General features: G+C 57.8%; 14 protein-coding genes. 3 read left to right on the top strand and 11 right to left on the bottom strand.

What is annotated here, in order from left to right; translation table 11 throughout:
* Positions 1-4 precede the first annotated feature (4 nt).
* On the bottom strand, positions 5-943 hold the full coding sequence (locus QZ862_RS15555; RefSeq protein WP_296077626.1) for a DMT family transporter: 939 nt from the start codon (positions 941-943) through the stop codon (positions 5-7).
* Positions 944-1371: 428 nt separating this feature from the next.
* On the opposite strand from QZ862_RS15555, the gene pepN reads away from it, so the two are divergent.
* The 3 genes from pepN (at position 1372) to QZ862_RS15540 (ending at position 7021) form a co-directional block, all read left to right on the top strand.
* On the top strand, positions 1372-4020 hold the full coding sequence (pepN, locus tag QZ862_RS15550) for an aminopeptidase N (RefSeq protein WP_296100852.1): 2649 nt from the start codon (positions 1372-1374) through the stop codon (positions 4018-4020).
* A gap of 120 nt (positions 4021-4140) precedes the next feature.
* Positions 4141-4449 carry a carboxymuconolactone decarboxylase family protein gene (locus QZ862_RS15545; RefSeq protein WP_296100851.1) on the top strand — a complete coding sequence of 103 codons (309 nt, stop codon included), beginning with the start codon at positions 4141-4143 and terminating at the stop codon, positions 4447-4449.
* Positions 4450-4624: 175 nt separating this feature from the next.
* Positions 4625-7021: a PAS domain-containing sensor histidine kinase gene (locus QZ862_RS15540; RefSeq protein WP_296077633.1), complete on the top strand. Its 2397-nt coding sequence runs from the start codon at positions 4625-4627 to the stop codon at positions 7019-7021.
* A gap of 19 nt (positions 7022-7040) precedes the next feature.
* On the opposite strand, the gene QZ862_RS15535 is transcribed toward QZ862_RS15540, so the two are convergent.
* From QZ862_RS15535 to QZ862_RS15490, 10 genes are all read right to left on the bottom strand, one after another.
* Positions 7041-8156: a metallophosphoesterase gene (locus QZ862_RS15535; protein ID WP_296100850.1), complete on the bottom strand. Its 1116-nt coding sequence runs from the start codon at positions 8154-8156 to the stop codon at positions 7041-7043.
* A gap of 149 nt (positions 8157-8305) precedes the next feature.
* Positions 8306-11281: a bifunctional [glutamine synthetase] adenylyltransferase/[glutamine synthetase]-adenylyl-L-tyrosine phosphorylase gene (locus tag QZ862_RS15530; RefSeq protein ID WP_296100849.1), complete on the bottom strand. Its 2976-nt coding sequence runs from the start codon at positions 11279-11281 to the stop codon at positions 8306-8308.
* Between the two features lie 91 nt (positions 11282-11372).
* Positions 11373-12785: a HAMP domain-containing sensor histidine kinase gene (locus QZ862_RS15525; protein ID WP_296036967.1), complete on the bottom strand. Its 1413-nt coding sequence runs from the start codon at positions 12783-12785 to the stop codon at positions 11373-11375.
* A 2-nt stretch (positions 12786-12787) separates the two neighbouring features.
* Positions 12788-13546: a response regulator transcription factor gene (locus QZ862_RS15520; protein WP_296015618.1), complete on the bottom strand. Its 759-nt coding sequence runs from the start codon at positions 13544-13546 to the stop codon at positions 12788-12790.
* Positions 13547-13760: 214 nt separating this feature from the next.
* A complete protein-coding gene (locus tag QZ862_RS15515; RefSeq protein WP_296036970.1) occupies positions 13761-15311 on the bottom strand; it encodes a Do family serine endopeptidase in 1551 nt (516 codons plus the stop codon).
* A 154-nt stretch (positions 15312-15465) separates the two neighbouring features.
* On the bottom strand, positions 15466-15930 hold the full coding sequence (locus tag QZ862_RS15510) for a cytochrome c-type biogenesis protein (RefSeq protein WP_296100848.1): 465 nt from the start codon (positions 15928-15930) through the stop codon (positions 15466-15468).
* The gene (locus tag QZ862_RS15505) at positions 15927-17918 is read right to left on the bottom strand and encodes a heme lyase CcmF/NrfE family subunit (protein ID WP_296100846.1); all 1992 of its coding nucleotides are present in this window, start codon (positions 17916-17918) and stop codon (positions 15927-15929) included. Before QZ862_RS15505 ends, QZ862_RS15510 begins: the two co-directional genes overlap by 4 nt.
* Positions 17915-18382 (bottom strand): cytochrome c maturation protein CcmE, encoded by a 468-nt coding sequence (ccmE, locus tag QZ862_RS15500; RefSeq protein ID WP_296100845.1) that lies wholly within the window; start codon positions 18380-18382, stop codon positions 17915-17917. The genes QZ862_RS15505 and ccmE overlap by 4 nt, the downstream gene beginning before the upstream one ends.
* Positions 18379-19524 carry a c-type cytochrome biogenesis protein CcmI gene (gene ccmI / locus QZ862_RS15495; RefSeq protein WP_296100844.1) on the bottom strand — a complete coding sequence of 382 codons (1146 nt, stop codon included), beginning with the start codon at positions 19522-19524 and terminating at the stop codon, positions 18379-18381. Before ccmI ends, ccmE begins: the two co-directional genes overlap by 4 nt.
* Positions 19525-19745: 221 nt before the next feature.
* Positions 19746-20186, bottom strand: coding sequence for a hypothetical protein (locus tag QZ862_RS15490; protein ID WP_296077645.1), 441 nt, complete (start codon positions 20184-20186; stop codon positions 19746-19748).
* Positions 20187-20273: the final 87 nt, after the last annotated feature.

Raw genomic sequence — 20273 nt, 5'->3', positions numbered from 1 at the left:
TGCATCAAACCGTAGGGCTTGAGGCTTTGCGGGCGGCCTTGCGTTGAAGACCGAGCTGATGCTCCCGAAAGATGATGAATATGCCGGCGGAAATAACGATACTGGTTCCAACGAGCATCGTGAACGTCGGCACATCACCAAAAAGAATATAGGACACGCCGATGCCGAGCAGGATCGAGCTATACTCGAACGGCGCAATGGTCGACACTTCAGCATGGCGGTAGCTTTCCGTCAGCAAAATCTGCGCGACGCCGCCGGCTATGCCCGCCGATACTAGTAGAACGGCCTGCTGCATATCCAACCACTCCCAGCCGAAAGGCATGCTGAAGGCTGAAATGAGCGTGCCGGTCAGCGAGAAGTAAAGCACGATCGTTGGCGTGCGCTCAGTCACGACCAGTTGGCGCACCTGCACCATCGCCAATCCACCGAGCACTGCACCGAACAGAACCGCAAGCGCGCCGATGCTTTCGCCTGCCTCCAGACCGCCATTCTGTAGCAGAGTCATCTTGGGCCACAGGATAATGACAACGCCCATCATGCCGACGACAACCGCCGACCAGCGATAGATACGTACCGTTTCGCCGAGCATCAAGGCGGCAAAAACCACCGACATAAGCGGCGAGGCATAACCGATTGCGATAAATTCCGGCAGCGGCAGCAATGTCAGTCCGTAAAAACCGCACATCATCGACAAAATGCCGAGGAAACCGCGCTTGAAATGGCCGAACAGGTTGCTCGTATGGAAAGCACGCGTGAGGCTGCGAAGCCATGCCAGATAGAGAACGATCGGAATGATGGCGAACGCTGAGCGGAAGAAGGTGATCTGCCCCGCAGGAACGTCTGGTCCTGCGGCCTTGATGCAGGTCTGCATGACGAGGAAGAACGCGACGGAGGTGAGTTTGAGAACAATACCCCGGACGGGATTGTACGTGTCTGCACTCATGGGAAATTGCGATCGGGATTTGCAGACCAGATGCCCGCAGGATTGGATTTTGACCCGAGCGCACGAGCACAGCAGATCGACTTTCATGTTCATTAGATCACGCTGGACAACCGAGGTAAACCGATTTGACTGGGCGATCTGCCCTCATCGATCCAGTGGAGGCTGAGATGTATGCCGAAGCGAGGCTGATTTTCGAGATATTCGCTTCCTGCATGGTCACAGCTTCAGTAATCGTTCAACATTTCATGAAATCATGCCTCGATAAGAAATGCCCAGATGCGAGTTAAAGCTTCTGTCTGGCAGTATTTCAGGGATGTTTGTCCCCCGCCTCTCCATGATGGTGAAGCGCATCGGCAAGTTTACTTTCACCCATCATGTCCGCATGATGGACAGACAGCGGCAGACGCAAGGTTCATTCGGGAATAGTTATGCGAACAGATACGGGTCAGATTGTTCAGTTGGCGGATTATCGCCCAACGGATTTCGTGCTTGAACGGGTTGACCTCACATTCGAACTGGCCCCCCAAAATACCAAGGTGGAAGCGCGGCTGATTTTCCACCGGCGCGAGGGTGCCGACAAGGCCGCACCGCTGGTGCTGGATGGTGACGAGCTTACGCTTTCGAGCCTGCTTCTCGACCAGATCGAGATGCCTACGGAGCAATATGACGCCACACCGGAAAAGCTCACCATTCGCGATCTTCCGGAGGGGGCTCCCTTCGAGATCTGCGTTACCAATTACATCAACCCGGAGAGCAACACTCAGTTGATGGGCCTCTATCGCACCAATGGCGTCTATTGTACCCAGTGCGAGGCCGAGGGTTTCCGACGCATCACCTATTTCCCAGACCGTCCGGACGTGCTGGCCCCTTACACCATCACCATCATTGCTGCGAAGGAAGGCAATACCTTTCTTCTGTCGAACGGCAATTTCCTCGGTGGCGGCAACTACGACGAAGGGCGCCATTTCGCCGCTTGGTTCGATCCGCATCCGAAACCAAGCTACCTCTTTGCGCTTGTCGCGGGCGATCTCGGTGTTGTCGAAGACAGCTTCACCACCATGTCGGGCCGCGAGGTCGCGCTGAAGATCTATGTCGAGCATGGCAAGGAGCCGCGTGCGGCTTATGCCATGGACGCGCTGAAGCGCTCTATGAAATGGGACGAAGAGCGTTTCGGTCGGGAATACGACCTCGACATCTTCATGATCGTCGCCGTGTCGGATTTCAACATGGGCGCCATGGAGAACAAGGGGCTCAACGTCTTCAATGACAAATACGTTTTGGCCGATCCGGAAACCGCGACCGATGCCGATTATGCCAATATCGAGCGCATCATCGCGCATGAATATTTCCACAACTGGACCGGTAACCGCATCACCTGCCGCGACTGGTTTCAGCTTTGCCTGAAAGAAGGCCTTACAGTCTACCGTGACCAGGAATTTTCTTCCGACATGCGCTCGCGCGCCGTCAAGCGCATTGCCGATGTGCGCCACCTGAAGTCCGAGCAGTTTCCCGAGGATGGCGGCCCGCTGGCACATCCGCCACGTCCGGACAAATACCGGGAAATCAACAACTTCTATACGACGACCGTATATGAGAAGGGTGCCGAAATCACCGGCATGATCGCAACGATCCTGGGTGAGGAAGGCTTCCGCGAGGGAACGGATCTCTATTTCGAGCGTCATGACGGCGATGCCGCGACGGTCGAGGATTTCGTGGAGTGCTTCGAGGATGCCTCCGGACGTGATCTGACGCAGTTTTTCCTGTGGTATGTGCAGGCTGGCACGCCACTTGTCAGCGTATCCACCTCCTATGATACGGCCACAGCCACATTCACACTTTCGCTCGAGCAGACAGTTGCGCCGACACCTGGCCAAAACCTGAAGAAACCGCTGCACATTCCGCTTTCGACCGCCCTTATTCTGGACAACGGCCAGATCGCCACACCGGCAAAGGTAGAGGGCGGCGAATTCAGGGACGGCATCTTGCACCTGACCGAGCGCAGCCAGAGCTTCACATTCTCCGGCATTTCATCGCGCCCGGTCCTGTCATTGAACCGGGGCTTTTCGGCGCCGATCAACCTGCATCTGGAACAATCGTCTGACGACCTGATCCAGATTGCCCGTCACGAAACCGATCTCTTCTCCCGCTGGCAGGCACTGACTGCTCTTGCGCTGCCGAACCTGATTGCCGCAACGCAGGCGGTGCGAGCAGGCAACGAGGTTAGCGTCGATCCGGCCTTTATTTCCACACTGATCGAGATCGCAGGCAACGATGAGTTCGAGCCGGCCTTCCGCGCCCAGGCCCTCGCCTTGCCAAGCGAGGCGGATGTGGCGCGCGAGATGGGCAAGGACAATGATCCAGACGCCATTCATAAAGCGCGCAACGGTGTCATGCGTGCAGTCGCAAAAGCCGGCATCGAGACCTTCAAGAGCCTCTTCTCGACCTACGAAGAGAAAGGCGAGTACTCGCCAGATGCAGAAAGTGCCGGTCGCAGGTCGCTGCGCAATATCGCCATGAGCTATCTGTCCTATGCGGAAGAGACGCCCGACCGCGCCGCGCAGACCTTTGCCAACGCTTCCAATATGACCGACATGGCGCATTCGCTCAGCGTTCTGACACAGCGTTTCCCGGACTCGGCAGAAGCATCCGATGCGCTGGCAGCATTCGAAAAACGCTTTGCCGACAATGCCCTGGTGATGGATAAATGGTTCGCGCTTCAGGCGGCGATTCCGGGTGACGGCGCATTGGCCCGGATTACCTCGCTGATGGCGTCGAGGCATTTCATCGCCACCAATCCAAACCGGGTTCGTTCTCTCATCGGCACCTTCGCCTTTGGCAATCCTACTGGCTTCAACCGTGCCGATGGCACGGCCTATGATTTCCTGGCGGAGCAGATTGTTGCCATCGACAAGCGCAATCCACAACTGGCTGCGCGCATCCTCACCTCGATGCGCTCTTGGCGATCGCTGGAGGCAGTGCGCGCCGATCATGCACGTGAGGCTCTCTCCAAGATCGAACGTAGCGCTGGTTTATCGACTGACGTGCGTGACATCGTCGAACGCATGCTGAAGGGCTAAGGCCATATCATCATTCATGAGAAAAGGCCGGGTTTCCGGCCTTTTTATTGTTTCAGATCAAGATCAAGCATGGCTTCTCCTCGTAATTTGGCCTCATCGACATGCACGAGGAGACTGATCATGGCCATCAGCCCGGCATTCCAGAACTTCGCCAAGGAAGCACCCCAGCAATACGTAGCCTGGTTTCAGGCCGTTACCGAACTCGGCAAGGCTTCAGCGCTTGATGCCAAAACCCAGAGCCTGGTCTATATCGGCATCCTTGCCGCCATGCGTTTGGAAGGCGGTCTCGCCTTTCACGTTCAGGAGGCCAAAGCGCATGGCGCCTCGCGAAACGAGATCATCGGCGCTATTCTGGCGGGACTGCCCGCGGTCGGAAACTGCGCCACGCAGGCGCTTCCGGCAGCGCTTCAATCCTTCGATAACGACTGACGTAAGGGCAGCCAAAAGACCCTCTTTGAAGCTTCGAAAAAAAGCGCGAGTCGGTTCAAGGGGTTAAAAATCTTTTAACTTTCAGCTCTGGACAAGCCGAATCGGCTTTGATTCATTAGTGACAGATTCGAGCGGCGGCGCTTCGAATTGACACGAGGGATATCAAGGCGGGACAATGACGAACGTGCGGCGGGCGACTGCGGGCGATGATCGACCGTATGCCAGATTTGCTGAATTGGCGGCGTTGGTTCACAAGGCGGCAGAGGGTCTGTCCTCGGTCCGCAGCTTGCCCGGGCTATTGTGGCCGGTCAACAGGCTCGAAACCCTTCTCAAGAGCCTCATTCCCATTCTCATCCTTGCATTTCTGGTGGTAGTTGCCGCATCGCGCATGTTCGGCATCACTGCGGAATATAGCCGTATGGAAAGTGCCGCCCGTCAGGCGACAGCGCTATCGGCTTTGACGGCGCGTGCGGCGCTGTCCGGCGGGGAAAATCTTACCGCCACACAGGATAGAGCGACGGTCGATCGCCGGCTGAACGAGCACTTCCCGACAGGGAGCCTGGATGACGACACCGTCGTCCTCGTCGCCGGCATGAACGGCCGTATCTTCAGCGGTGTGGGCATGCATGCATCTTCCTACGTCGGAACGTCGCTAACGACGCTACTGCCTGAAATTGCCATCGTTCGCCGCTTTCCCGGCGCTCCGGGAACGATCGAAACCGATATCAACACCACCCCGCATTATGCCACCATGCTGCCGCTTGGCCCCGATGGTGGCATGATTATCGCAGCGCACTCGCTAGAGCCCATGCGCACCTTCTGGCGCAGCGAAGTGGCCATGAATGTCACTCTCTTCACCGGCATTTCCGCCATCCTGCTTGTGATCCTCTATGCTTATTACATGCAGGTGAAGCGAGCCCGCACTGCCGATGAGGTTTTTGTGGAGGCCAACCTTCGCGTCGAGACCGCACTTTCACGTGGACGCTGTGGCCTCTGGGATTTCGACCTCGCGACGCGGCGCATGTTCTGGTCCACTTCGCTTTATGAAATCCTTGGCCTGCCTCCAAGGACGGAGCCGCTGTCCTTCAGCGATGCGGCCCGCATGATGCATTCCGAGGACGGCAACCTCTATGAACTGGCACGCTCCGTCGGCTGCGGCGACCTGCGCCAGATCGACCAGATTTTCCGCATGCGCCACACCCATGGGCACTATGTCTGGCTGCGCGCCCGCGCGCAGGTCATTCATACGGCAAACGGTCCGCGCGTTATCGGGATCGCCATGGACGTGACCGAACAGCATCGTCTGGCGCAGCGTTACGCCGAGGCAGATCAGCGTCTTGCCGATGCGATCGAATGCACGTCGGAAGCCTTCGTCCTGTGGGACAAGAACGATCGTCTCGTCATGTGCAACACCCACTTCCAGCAGGCCTATGGTCTGCCGGACAGCGTCCTTGTGCCCGGTACGGAAAGATCGGTCGTCTACAGCGCGGCAGCTCGCCCCATCGTCGAGCGGCGTGTGGCAGACTCCGATCAATCGGGGCTGTCGCGCACGACGGAAGTGCAGCTTGCGGATGAGCGCTGGCTGCAGATTACCGAACGACGCACACGTGATGGCGGCCTCGTTTCGGTCGGTACCGATATCACGCTCCTCAAGCGGCATCAGGATCGTCTTCGCGAATCCGAGCGGCGCCTGATGGCGACCATTGGCGACCTCTCCGCCTCCCGCCATAAGCTTGAACGACAGAAGACAGAGCTGTCAGATGCGAATGCGCTCTACCAGGCCGAAAAGGAACGTGCCGAAGCTGCCAACAAGGCAAAGTCCGAATTCCTTGCCAACATGAGCCATGAACTGCGCACACCCCTCAACGCGATCCTCGGCTTCTCCGAAATTCTGGTTGCGGAAATGTTCGGACCGGTCGGGTCGCCGAAATATAGCGAGTATGCCAGGGACATTCACGACAGCGGCAAGCATCTGCTGAACGTCATCAACGACATTCTCGACATGTCGAAGATCGAGGCAGGCCATATGCGCATCAACCGCGAAAAGGTCGATCTCGCACCACTGGTCGAGGAGACGTTGCGCCTGACAGCCATTCAGGCTGCGCAGAAGAATATCACCATTCAGCAACGCGTCTGCAAGAATATGCATATGAGCGGCGACCGCCGTGCCATGAAGCAGATCATGCTCAACCTCCTGTCCAACGCGGTGAAGTTCACCGATGATGGCGGACGCGTCGAGCTTCGGACCCATATTCACGAAGGCGGACTTATGCTGACCATTGCCGATACGGGTATCGGCATTCCGTCTACCTCGATCGAGAAGATCGGTCAGCCATTCGAACAGGTCCAGAGTCAGTATGCCAAGAGCAAGGGCGGATCAGGTCTTGGACTTGCCATCTCCCGGTCGCTGGTGAGGTTGCATGGCGGCAAGATGAAAATCCGCTCCTGTGAGGGTAAGGGCACGGTTGTGACGATCCTCATCCCGCATGTCCATACCGCGAAGGACGTTCCCTATCTGGCATATCAGGCTAGAAACAAGCTGGAGCTTCTTCGCTCGCACAGACTGAACTGATGGGCCTCTCGGTCGCGCCTCAGCGAGACCTCAAGGTGATGCGGGTTAATTCGGATTGAACACCGAGCCGGAGCGCAAAGCCTGGCCAAAGCGCCGTGCCGTTATTAACGTAAAGCTTCATGCCATCGACGTCGTAGAAGCCCGAGACAAAGCCGTTATTTGGGCGAGCAACCACACGATCAAGTCCAAGTACCATTCCGCCATGGGTATGGCCGGAAAGCTGAAGCGCAACACCCAGTGCTGCATTGTCAGCCGCCTGACGGGGTTGGTGGTCGAGCAGGACAACAGGCGCATCGACTGGTGCGCCTTTCAGCGCAGCCACCGTGTCATGCACGGGAAATGCGGTCCGTTCCGACGAGAGGTCGGTTACGCCAGCGATGACAAGTTTGGCGTTGGAACGCTCGATCACAGCATGGCTGTTTGCAAGAGTAATCATAGTCAAGCGCTGATAATAGGCCATCCACTCTTCGTAACCGAAGAAGTATTCATGATTTCCGGGAATGGTGTAGACGCCATCACGTGCCTTCAATTCTGCCAAGGGCGCGATATCGCTACTTCTCGCCTCCACCTTACCGTCGATCAGGTCGCCCGTTATAACGATAAGGTCAGCCTTAAGCGCATTGGTTTTTTCCACCACGGCTTGGGTCCAGAAGGCGGGAAAGAGACGACTGATGTGCAAATCCGTCAACTGGACGATCCGGTAGCCATCGAAAGCCGGATCGAGGCCCGGAACAGCAACCTCGATATCCTTCAACGGCGGCACACGAATGGCCTGGCTGACAGCGAATGCCGATAGACAGAAGGCGACAGCAGCCATGCCATAACGCACAGCGGAAGGCACAATCGGAAAATGCCCCTTGAACAGCATCAAGATCAGCGACACGACATCCAACACGATCTGAAAAACTGCGAGCAGGAGCATGAAGCCGAAGAGCAGGTTGAAGCCGATAATCAAAGGCCTCGGAAACTCCGGCGAGAAGACAGAGCCGGAGGAGAGTCGGCTGAAGAGGTGATATTGAGAAGCTGCGAGAAGCAGCAGCGCGAGCGCGAGCTTCAAAGGCCAAATCCAAGGCAATGGCAGGATGAAGCGGACAGCAACCACTAGCCACGGAATTCCGAAAATAAGGTGAAACATAAAGACGCTCTCGTTTTAGCTTTCGCCATAAGTGGGGGTGGCGCCTTGATCAATCCAGCCCGGCAAAATCCGTTCCAGTGCCGGGAAACTTATGTGCCCCTCTGGACCTGCGACGGATACAGAGTCTTTTCTGGATCCCTCATTCGGCTTTATGAACTGCCTTTCGCAGTGACCAGTGTGGAAAAAGTCTTGCGGACCGCTTTCGACAGCCGCTTAACCTCACCCTCCAAGGTCGCGAGATCAGGGCAATCGCCAGCTCTGCACACGAGATCGACTAACCCGGCGGGTGCTTGCTTTGGATCGAAATCCGTATCGATGCAAAGCCTTATAATCTGCGATAACTCCGTGAAGAGCCGCATCGCCTCAATGCAATCGTCACGCGCCTGCGGCTCCATCGCTTGCGAGGCAATGCGTTTTAGCACGTCGAAAGTGCTCTCTCCCGGCTTGTGCAGCGGCAGATCTTTCGTGGGCGCGACCAGCGTCAGATATTGCGCAATAAACTCCAGATCGACCAGTCCGCCAGGAATGAGCTTAAAGTCCCAGGGACTTCCAGGCGGCTTTTCCTTGTCGATGAGTTGACGCATTTCATGAACGTCGGCGGCAATCTTCACCACGTCGCGTTTGTGCGACAGGACCGAAGAGATGATCTCCCTAGCATCGGAGATTAATGTGGCGTCACCGCAGATGAGGCGGGCTCTGGAGAGCGCCAGATGCTCCCACGTCCAGGCTTCCTCGCGCTGGTACTTTTCGAATGTGGAAATACGGGTTGCCACCGGCCCCTTGTTGCCCGAGGGTCTGAGGCGCATGTCGACCTCGTAGAGCACGCCCTCGGCCGTCGGTGCAGACAGCGCCGCGATCAGCCGTTGGGTCACGCGGGTAAAGTAGCGCACTGCATCGAGTGGCTTTGCACCGTCGGACTCGGCGGCTTCGTCGTGATAATCATAAAGCAGGATGAGATCGACGTCCGAACCGGCGGTCAGCTCGAAGGAACCGAGCTTGCCCATGCCGATGACGGCGACGCGACCGCCCGGATAGACGCCATGCGCCGTCTCCATCTCCACGAGTACGGCGTTCAAAGCCGCTTCGATGACAAGATCGGCAAGGTGTGTAAAGGCGCGGCCTGCCACGTCTCCGGTGATTGCGCCCGTCAGAAGACGCACACCGATGAGAAATCGCTGCTCGGCGGCGAAGATGCGCAAGCGGTCGAGGACATCCTCATAATGACGGGCCGGTGCGAGGAAACCCCTCATTCGCTGGGCGAGATAATCGCGTGTCGGTATTTCCGTCATCAGCGCGGGATCGAGCATCCCGTCGAAAACGTGCGGGCGCGCCGCAATGATCTCTGCCAGTCTCGGAGCGGACGACATGATCGTTACCAAGAGAGACAGGAGCGCTGGATTGTTGCCGAGAAGAGAAAACAGTTGGATGCCGGCAGGCAACCCGGAGAGAAAATTATCGAAGCGCAGCAGCGCTTCGTCGGCGCGCTTGCTCTCGCCGAAAGCCTTCAACAGGTCGGGTGTCAGCTCGGTCAGCCTTTCTCGCGCTTCGACCGATTGCGTTGCGCGGTAGCGACCATTGTGCCATGTGCGGATCACACGCGACATATCTTCAGGACGTTCGAAGCCGAGCCGCTCCAGCGTCTTCAATGTGTCGGGATCATCCTTCTGACCCGTGAAAACCAGATTGCCGCTCTCGCCCGAAAGCTTGGTTTCCTGCTCAAAGAGAGCGGAGTATTTCCGCTCCACCAGCCGCAGCACCTCTTCCAGCTTTTCTGAAAATGCCTTGTTATCGGTAAAGCCCAGCATGAAGGCGATGCGCTTCAGTTCGGTTTCCGTATCGGGCAGGATATGCGTCTGCTCATCGCGCACCATCTGAATACGATGCTCGACCTCGCGGAGAAACCAATAGGCATCCGTCAGGCTGTCACGCGTCTCCGCGTCGATCCATTTTGCATCGGTCAGCGCCGCAAGCGCTTCTTCGGTCGAGCGGACACGCAAGGGCGCCATGCGCCCGCCGGCAATCAATTGCTGTGTCTGGGCGAAAAACTCGATTTCCCGGATACCACCACGTCCGAGCTTGACGTTGTGACCTTTCACAGCAATCGCGCCATGGCCCTTATGCGCATGGATTTGTCGTTTGATGGAATGGATATCGGCAATCGCGGCGTAGTCGAGATATTTGCGGAACACGAAAGGGGTCAATTCACGCAACAAGCCCTCGCCTGCGTTGATGTCGCCGGCAACGGCTCTTGCCTTAATATAGGCCGCCCGCTCCCAGTTCTGCCCTCTTCCCTCATAGTAGAGCAGCGCCGCATCAACCGGAATGGCAAGCGGCGTTGAGCCGGGATCGGGGCGAAGGCGAAGATCGGTTCGAAACACGTAGCCGTCGGCTGTGCGCTCCTGCATGATGCGGATCAGCCGCCGCATCATGCGTCCGAAGGTTTCCAGCGCATCCAGTGGATCGGGCACAATGCCCGCCATTGGCTCGAAGAAAACGACGGCATCAATGTCGGAGGAATAGTTGAGCTCGCGCGCGCCGAGCTTGCCCATGCCAAGCACGATCAGGCCGGACCCTTCACTAGGGTTCTCGGGGCTCTTCAACTTGAGCTTGCCGCTATTGTGGTTGGCAAGAAGAAGGTGGTCGATTGCCGCCGACAGCGTCGCATCGGCCATGTCGCTCAACCATCGTGTCGTATCGCGGGCGGTGAAAATGCGTCCAAGATCGGAAAGTGCGGCAATGAAGGACAGGCGACGTTTGGCAACGCGCAGTGTCGTCATCACCTCCGCCTCGGTCGGGATGGCGCCACCCTCATCCGGTCGCCAGCAATGACGGGCCTGCTCGACCAGTCTGCCGAGCGATGCCTCGACCGGCTCGGAGATGGCAAGTGTCAACAACCCCTCATCGGCGCTCGCTGCGTCCCGCAGATAGGGAGACAGGGTAAAGGCGCTGGCAATAAAATCCTTGAGCGGGCTGTCGCCAGCCATCAATTCGGCGATAGCGGATTCGCGCTTCGCTATATCTCTTAGAGACGAGAAAACGGATTTCAGTTCGGTCTGGGTCAGCGCGCGGACCGTTCCCGGCTGCACATCGTCAAGCCGCAATCCGGCTGGTGCCGCATCTGTCATGGTGTTTCCTCCTGCATGTCACCCCTTTAGACGGGCTTAGACTCTCCCTGAACAGCTGTGCAGTCACCGCCGTCACGGAAAGAAACTAACCTTAAGGCTTCGACGCTGGAAAGACCATGGACACGGTCAGGCCGGGTGAGGTTCTATTGTCCGGATCGGTATCGGAAAGACGAAGCGCCCCACCGTGAAGCTCCATCACCGCTTCTACCAGGGACAGGCCCAAGCCTGTACCGGGCTTTGAGCGGCTTTCGTCCAGCCGCACGAAGCGTTTGATCACCTCGCCGCGCTTTTCAGCCGGAACGCCGGGACCGGTATCGGCAACCGAAAGAACGATCCCTTCGTCACTCTGAGCAAGATGAACGGACAGGCGTTTCGGGCCATCATGCCCGCCTGCATATTTAATGGCATTGTCGATCAGATTTGTTAGCGCCTGGCCGATCAGTTCCCGATTTCCCTGCACCACAAGTCCTGGCTCAATAGCTGTGGTCAGCGTCAGACCTTCCTCTTCCGCGACCGGCTCGTAAAGCTCTGCACTGTCTTCGGCGATGGCTGAGACATCCACATCGGTCATCTCAGCGGCGATCGAGCCTGCCTCGACTCGCGAGATCATCAAAAGCGCGTTGAACGTGCGGATCAATTGATCGGATTCAGCAATGATGCCTTCAAGCGCTGCGCGACGCTTGTTTTCATCTTTATCGTCGAGCGCATCTGCCGCCTTGTTGCGCAGACGCGTCAGCGGCGTCTTCAGGTCGTGCGCAATATTGTCGGAAACTTGGCGCAAGCCTTCATTGAGCTTTTCGATGCGGCCAAGCATGGCGTTCAGCGAACCGGAGAGACGATCGAACTCGTCTCCGGAACGGCCTTGCGGCAGCCTTTGCGACAGATCGCCCGCCATAATCTTCTTCGTCGCCGCGGACATGCGATCAAGCCGCTTCAGGGCGTTTTGCCCGATCGCGAACCAGATGATGAGCGCGCCGCCCCCCATGATGGCGAGGGCCACCATTAGCGCATTTCGCACCAACAACCTGAACTTCGTGGGTTCTCCCAGGTCGCGTCCGACGAGGATGCGAAGACCATTGTCGAGGACGAAGATATTGGCGGTGGCGAGGTGTTTCACGCTGTCTCCGCTTTCAGAGTAGCGTTCGTAGGTGAAGGGAAAATCCGTCCAGCCTTCGCTGTCGAAAACGCCCGGCTGAACCGAGGCGACGTTACCCGCCAGGATCTCGCCATTGGGACCCGCTATCACATAAAGGCTGGCACCAGGCTGTCGGGCGCGCCGCTCCATCATCCGCAACAGCGGATTGATACCGCCGCGCTCATAAATCCGCTGGACGTCATTGACCTCCTGAAGCACGGCGTCGCGCGTCTGCTGGTTCAAAAGACGCTCGGAAAGTGCGGTGACGTAGAAAACCAAGAAAGCAGCGCAAAGCGCGAAAAGCAGAATATAAAGCGCGGACAGACGGACAGCGGTGGAGCTGAAAAGAAGGCGCAGGCGCGAAGGCATGGCTAGCCTTCATCCTTCATCATATAGCCTGCACCGCGGATGGTCTTCAGCAACGGCTTGTCAAAATCCTTCTCGATCTTCGAGCGGAGCCGCGACACGTGAACGTCGATCACGTTGGTCTGGGGATCAAAGTGATAGTCCCAGACATTTTCCAGGAGCATGGTGCGGGTCACCACCTGACCGGCATTCTTCATCAGATATTCCAGCAGGCGAAACTCACGCGGCTGAAGCAGTATTTCCTTGCCGTTGCGGCGCACGTCATGAGAGAGCCTGTCGAGTTCGAGATCGCCCACACGATAAATCATGTCCTGCTCAGGCTTGCCCTTGCGGCGGCCAAGCACCTCGATGCGGGCGAGCAGTTCATTGAAAGCGTAGGGCTTCGGCAGATAATCGTCGCCACCGGCACGAAGACCCGTCACGCGGTCATCGACCTGACCAAGCGCAGAGAGGATGAGGACTGGCGTCTCTATGCCCTTCTTGCGCAACTCGGAGATGACGGAGAGTCCGTCTCGACGCGGCAGCATCCGGTCGATGACCATGACGTCGTAGACATTTTCGCAGCCCATAAACAGACCGCTTTCGCCATCGCTTGCATGATCGACAACAATACCCGCTTCACGAAACGCCTTCGTCATGTAGGCGGCAGCTTCCAGATCATCTTCAATAACAAGTATTTTCATGTGGGGAACATTAACGTCCATATCATTCAGCGCACAACCGGAAAGAGGTTCGCCCGAAACATTATGCAGATGACTTTCCATGGATTGGCTCATAAGGTCCGCCATGACGATGTCTCCTGACTGCTCGGCCTGTCACGCGTTGAAGAGGCGGGCAGTGACTTTGGCCGTGGATGGCCGACATCCGACCACCATAGCTGATCGCAAAACGCCAAGACGCCGAACTCATCGGCGATGTTTTTGTTGTTCTGCGACTAAAAATGAGAGGGGCAAAACGCCCCTCTCCCGTCTTTGCTAATCAGCCCTGATCAATGTCGAGGGCGATGAAGCGGCTGCCCTGTTCGGTTTCGATCTGGAACAGAGCCTTGGTGCGACCGTCCTTCTTGGCTTGCGAAATCACCTTCTCAACATCGGCCGCGGATGCGACCTGCTGGTTGTTGACCGAGGTGATCTTTTCACCGGCCTTCAGGCCACGGGTCGCGGCATCGGAGTCCGGATCGACATCGGTGATGGCAAGGCCATTGCCATCTTCCGCAGGCGCGACCGTCAGGCCGAGGCTGGAGAGAGCCTTCTCGCTGGAGGACTGACCGCCGCGATCGTTGTCGTTTTGACCCTTGGCGCCCGCAGATGCGTCATCGCTTGCAAGATCGCCGAGCGTGACACTGACAGACTGGGACTTACCATTGCGCCACAGCGACAACTCGACCTTGGTGTTGGGTGCCAGCGCACCGATCCGACGAGACAATTCACGGGCATCCTTGATCGGATCGCCATTGACCGCGGTGATGATATCACCCTGCTTGATGCCGGCCTTATCACCTGGAGAGCCCGCCTGCGGAGCGACGACCAGAGCACCCTTGGCTTCGGAGAGACCAAGCGATTCGGCTATATCCTTGCTGACGGGCTGGATCTGCACGCCGAGCCAACCACGCTCGACCTTGCCGTCCTTGATCAGATCCTGAACGACATCCTTGGCAACGGATGCGGGAATGGCGAACGCGATACCGACATTGCCGCCGGAGGGAGAGAAGATCGCGGTATTGATGCCGACCACTTCGCCATTGAGGTTGAAGGCAGGGCCACCGGAGTTACCACGGTTCACGGCTGCGTCGATCTGCAGGTAGTCGTCATAGGGACCGGAGCCGATATCACGACCGCGGGCCGAGACGATACCAGACGTCACCGTACCGCCGAGACCAAAGGGATTACCAACGGCCACGACCCAATCACCAACGCGAATCTTGCTGTCATCGGCGAACTGCACATAGGTAAACTTGCGATTCACATCGACCTTCAGAACCGCAAGGTCGGTGCGGCTATCGCGGCCGATCAACTTGGCATCATATTCCGTACCGTCATTGAGGACCACAGTGTAGGCAGATCCATCGTCAACGACGTGGTTGTTCGTAACGATGTAGCCGTCTTCGGAAATAAAGAAACCAGAGCCCTGAGCGACAGGGCGAAGCGGGCCCTTCCCTTCACGATGGCGGTTCGGACCGCGCTTGTCTTCATTTGCACCCGGACCACCGAATTCCTTGAAGAAGCGCTTCAGCGGGTGATCGTCAGGAAGCTGGTCGAGACCGCGACCGCCGAAGGAAAAGCCGCTGCTGTCGTCAGACACCGGCTCGACATTGGATTTCACACGGACCGAAACGACCGCGGGAGAAACGGCATCAACCACATTGGCAAAGCTCGGCACCTGCGGCGCATTCACCTCGACTGGCGCTGCAAAGGAACGGGCTATCGGGCCGGCGACACCGGTGGTGAGCATCAACGCGGCAAGACCGCCAACGGCGGAAGACTTCAGAACGGTCTTCAACGAGGAGCGTCCGTTTTGCAATTGAGACATGTGATTACCTTCTCTGTTCATCTGACTGGAGCCTCCGAGGGAACCGGAGTAGCGGTGGATGATGAAAGATATAGGGACTTCCACCTTACAACGAAGTGTCTGCAGAATGAAAAAATAGTAATCTTGTCAAAGCCGCCGCATAAGGTGCGCTCGGTCAGCGTTCCAGCAATTGGCGGATGCGCGCCTCTTCATCCGAGGTCAGTTTTTCACCTTCGGCGAGAGCCGCACGACGACGTGAAAAGACGAAAACCGCGACGCCGCCGATCAGAAGAAGGCCGATCGGCGCACCCCACAAGACGAGCGTCCGCGCAGTGAAGCGTGGTTTCAGCAGCACGAATTCGCCGTAACGGGAGACGACATAGTTGATGACGGCCTCGTCGCTGTCGCCCTTGACCAGCCGATCCCGAACCAGAAGACGCAGATCGCGAGCAAGCTCCGCATTGCTGTCATCGATCGACTGGTTCTGGCAAACCATGCAGCGCAGTTGTGCGGTGAGGTTGCGCGCGCGCGTTTCAAGTGCGGGGTCGGACAGCACCTCGTCCGGGTTGAAGGCGAAGGCCGGAAAAGCGCTGAAGGCCAGAAGAAAGAGCAACGACACTCTCGCCAGAACCGCCGTCATTCCGCAGCCTCCAGGGCCGCGGCCTTGGCAGGTCTGGCCTTGCGATTGGGCGCGCCGACGCGCAGGCGACGGTCGGACAGCGAGATGAACCCTCCAAGCATCATGAAGAGCGCCCCACCCCAGATGCAGAGAATGAAGGGCTTCCACCAGATGCGTACGACGATACCGCCGTCCTGCATGGGGTCGCCAAGAGAGACATAAAGCTGCGACAGGCCGAAGGTCATGATACCGGCTTCGGTCGTCGGCATCCGGCGTGCGGTGTAAAGTCGTTTGGAAGACCAGACATCCGCGACTTCCGCACCGGCCTTGCGAGCGGTGAAGTGACCTCGATCTTCACTATAGTTCGGGCCGACAAAGTGACGAATTCCGTCAAAGGTAAGGCTATAGCCGCCGGCTTCCACCGCCATGCCCTGCTTCATCTCTACGACAGTTTCGGTCTCGAAGGTGGTCACTGTCACGATACCAAGCACCGTAATCCCAAGACCCATATGCGCCAGCGCAGTTCCGAAGGTCGAACGCGGCAGACCTCTCAATCGGCGCAAAGCGATGCTAAGGGCCAGCTTGCCAAAGTTTGCACGATACCAGAGATCGGCAAGTGCGCCGAAGATCAGCCAGAAGCCTGCGGCAATACCGAGTGCGGCCAGCACCGGCCCGCCATTTTCGATATACCAGAGCGCCAGCCCGGCAAGAGCGGCCAGAGCCGCTGCCACGTAGAGCCGCTGGAAGGCGCCAAGAAGGTCGCCCCGCTTCCAGGCCAACATCGGTCCGAAAGGGGTAACGATCAGGACCGGGATCATCAACAGGCCAAACGTGATATTGAAGAAGGGCGCACCGACGGAGATTTTTTCGCCTGTCAGCGTCTCGAGAACCAGCGGATAGAGCGTGCCGGTCAGCACCGTGGCGGTGGAGACCGTCAGTATCAGGTTGTTGAGAACGAGCGCGCCTTCTCGCGAAATCGGCGCGAACAGACCACCCGCCTTCAGTGTCGGGGCGCGCCATGCGAAGAGCGAGAAAGCACCGCCGATAAACATCGTCAGGATGCAAAGAATAAAAATACCGCGGCTCGGATCGGTGGCGAAGGCGTGGACAGAGGTCAATACGCCCGAGCGAACAAGGAAAGTGCCAAGCAGCGACAGCGAAAAGGTCATGATCGCAAGCAGCACGGTCCAGATTTTCAGCGCCTCGCGCTTTTCCATGACGAGCGCCGAATGCAAGAGCGCGGTTCCCGCAAGCCAGGGCATGAAGGAGGCGTTTTCGACAGGGTCCCAGAACCACCAGCCGCCCCAGCCGAGCTCGTAGTAGGCCCAGTAAGAGCCCATGGCGATACCGGCAGTCAGAAAGGTCCAGGCAGCAAGGGTCCATGGCCGCACCCAACGCGCCCAGGCCGCATCAATGCGACCTTCCATCAAGGCAGCAACCGCAAAGGAGAAGCAGACGGAAAAGCCCACATAGCCCAGATAAAGCAACGGTGGATGGATGGCGAGACCGAGATCCTGAAGGATTGGATTCAGATCCTGCCCTTCAGCCGGCACCGGGTCGAGGCGCAGAAAAGGGTTGGACGTCAGAAGGATGAACAACAAGAAAGCCGTACTGATCCAAGCCTGTACCGAAAGCACATTGGCCTTCAGCGTTTCGGGAAGGTTGCGACCATAGACGGCGACGAGCGCGCTGAAAAATACCAGAATCAGCAGCCACAAGAGCATCGAGCCCTCATGGTTTCCCCATACGCCAGTGAGCTTGTAGATCATCGGCATCAGGGAATGCGAGTTCTCGAAGACGTTTTTCAGCGAAAAGTCGGAAATGGCGTAGGCGCGCGTCAGGGCGGCAAAGCTCAAGCCGACCAGAAGGAACATCAGTAGTGAACCGACGGAGGCAACGTCCATCAGCGCGCGATCGTAGCGGCGCACGCCGATGACGGGAAGAATCGAAACGACCAAGGACACCGCAAGTGCGAGGATCAGACAGTAATGGCCGATTTCGGTAATCATTTGGTCGCCCCAGTCTTGTTGCCCTCTTCAGTATGCTGCCAGAGACCCTTGTCCTTCAGCCGATCGGCAACTTCTTTCGGCATGTAGTTCTCGTCATGCTTAGCCAGTACGCTGTCGGCCATGAAGGCATGGGTTGCGGCATCGAACACACCTTCCGTTATAACGCCTTGGCCTTCGCGAAAGAGATCTGGCAGAATACCCGTATAGCTGACCGGGACGCTTCCCGTTCCATCCGTCACGGTGAAGCCCACCGTGCGGCCTTCGCCGCGTTTCACCGAACCTTCGGCAACCAGCCCACCTAGACGGATGCGGGTTCCGGGAGCGACAGCATTCTTTTGAAGATCGGCAGGCATGTAGAAGTAAGCGATGGACTGACCAAAGGCAAACATCACAAGAAACACGGCAAGCATGATGAAGCTCACGCCCCCGCCGATAATGGCCAATCGTTTCTGCTTGCGTGTCATTGGGTCGCTCCATCGGCATTAATACCGAGCTGTTGTGCCAGCGCCAGAAGCTTCTTGCCCTGCTCACCACCGGGCGGGAAAGCTTTCAGGCCGTTGCGCAGCGCTTCCTTCGCCTTGTCTTCATTATTCAGCATGGCATAGGAGCGCACGAGCCTCATCCAGCCCTCGAAATTATCGGGCTGTTGTCTAAGCTTGCCATCCAGGCTTTCCACCATGCCAGAGATCATCGCCTGGCGATCCTCGGGCGACATGGTATTGGCCGCCTCGATATCCTCTGCCGTTGGGTTTGCGGGCGCTTCAGGCTTTTGCGCGGCAGCAATTGCAGCATCGCCGCCCGTTGCCTTCAAATGAGCCTGAACCAGCGCAATCCACGGCGCACCTGCCGGAGATGTCTGCAGGATTTCGGCAAAGGCATCGCGTGCTTCATCCATCTTGCCAGCCTGCTCCAACGCCAGCGCCAAATAGAACTGCGCCCGGGGATTGCCCGGACGCATCCTCTCCGCATCGGCGAAGGCAGACTGCGCCTCGTCGGTGACGATGCCCTGACTGGACGTCACCAGCGTTTCGCCGAGGCCGGTCAGTCGCTGAGCATTTTCCCCCAGAATACGGATCGCATTCCGGTAGGCCATTTCGGCATCGGCAAATCGCATCGTCTTGAAGTAGATTGGTGCCAGCACGTCCCATCCAGCACCATCCTGCGGGTTTTGCGCCAGGTGTCGTTCAGCCTTGGCGATCAAAAGGTTCATATCGTTGCCGGGATTTTCCAGGCGTGCTTCCAGCGGCATGTCCGGGCGGTTCGGACTGCCCATCCACAAGTATAGGCAGAGGCCTGTCAGCGGTATCAGCGCGGTGACAATGGTCGCAATCACATTGTGGCGGCGTTCCGTCGAAGTGCCATCGGGCTGGTTTGATCCAGAAGCAGCGGCCAGTAGCCGGCGTCCAATCTCAGCACGCGCATAATCTGCCTCCGTTTCACCAATCAGGCCGGACGCACGCTCTCGCTCAAGTTCCGCCAACTGATCGCGATAGACAGCAACCTCGCCCTGCCGATCGGCAATGGCGGCCTGCCTGCTGCGCATCAGCGGATGGGTGAGAACGATGGCGACAGCCGCCGTCAGTATGGCAACGAGAATCCAGAACATTCCCAATCAACTACTCGAATGCGCGTTGCTTTGAAACACGTCGCAACAGGATGACACGAATTTGAGGCCATCGGCCGCGCGACTTTCTCTCATAGGAAGACCTACGCCTTCCTTGACGCAAGTCAAATGGAAGAATGTCGATCACGAGGAGGATTGGCCGCAACCAAGACGGGAGTGACACTATGCCATTTCAAAGCGGCGCCGGACGTTTCGCCACGTCCTCAAGTCAGCGGCGTCCATGTCCCGTCTGCGTTACGACACGCTGCACCGCGCACCTTCGCTTCGCGGCCATTATCCGTGATGGTATGGGAATATTGGCGGCAATTCTGATTGCCCACCTGATAGGGCGCATTGGCGACGACTTCACCCTTGGCGCTGCCGCTCCAGGTCACCGCCTGCCCGCCGGGCGCTGTTTCAAGAGCGCGATATTCCGCTTCCAAGGCCTTGTTGTAATCGCCTCTGCTCAATTGAATTCCACTGCGCGACACGATCCCGCCCTGAAGGCTGGAAATGTAGGAAACGGACGCAGAGGAACCTCCGCCGAAGAGACCCGTGCCGCCTGCGCCGCCGCGGGTATTGGATGTTGCGCAGGAGCTCAAGACGGAAACGACGACCAGCGACAGCACGGCAGACCCTGCCGCGCGAGCCCTTGCTGACCTCATACCTGAACTGCACTTCGCTTCGATCAAAATACCACTCCTTGACAACTCGACGCATGAACCTGTCGGTCACGGCACAGAACCGCGCCT

Origin of the sequence: uncultured Agrobacterium sp. (assembly GCA_913777615.1) — a bacterium.
In the GTDB taxonomy this organism is placed as follows: Bacteria; Pseudomonadota; Alphaproteobacteria; order Rhizobiales; family Rhizobiaceae; genus Agrobacterium.
The sequence above is the reverse complement of the archived record's forward strand: the minus strand, read 5'-3'. Positions and strand labels throughout refer to the sequence as shown.